This is a genomic window from Stenotrophomonas sp. 2YAF26 (assembly GCF_052114625.1).
Lineage (GTDB): Bacteria > Pseudomonadota > Gammaproteobacteria > Xanthomonadales > Xanthomonadaceae > Stenotrophomonas > Stenotrophomonas indicatrix.
Window position 1 is genome coordinate 1 of the sequence record NZ_JBFRFC010000037.1, and the last position, 555, is coordinate 555.

At 51.4% G+C, this 555-nt stretch carries 1 rRNA gene; it reads left to right on the top strand.

The features are described from left to right. Positions 1 to 108: ribosomal RNA gene (gene rrf, locus AB4Y98_RS20655) — 5S ribosomal RNA — on the top strand; the annotation flags it as partial. Positions 109 to 555 lie beyond the last annotated feature (447 nt).

A 555-nucleotide genomic window follows, 5' to 3' on the forward strand; every position in this document is an offset into this window, starting at 1 on the left:
AAATTAGCGCTATGGAACCACCCGATCCCATCCCGAACTCGGAAGTGAAACGTAGCTGCGCCGATGGTAGTGTGGCCTAAGCCATGCGAGAGTAGGTCATCGCCAGGGTTTATACCCCAAAAACCCCGCTGCTCATGCAGCGGGGTTTTCCTTTTTTTGCAAGCCTCAGGTTTTGACCTGGACTTACGGCAACAACTTCACGAAGAGCTTCAAGTTCCTCTCACAAGTTGTTGACAAAGATGAAAAGCCTGCCATAATAGGCGGCTCGCAACGACGAAAGACCCTCGGGTCCAACGACGAAGCAGCATCGGCAACAACGTCCACTTCGGTGAGACGGCCTTGAAAAAAGGTGTTGACGARGCGGAAAAGCCGGCTATAATGGGCGGCTCGCTACGAAGGAAACTTCGCAGCACACGGGAATGGCGCTGAGGCCACTTCCCARGATCTTTGAAAGTATGCGCAGGTATCTTGTGAAGGCGCCTGCAGGAAGGATGATTGTCCATCTTGCAGACGTTTGATCAAGCAACTATTAATTGTTTTAAAGCAAGCGATACG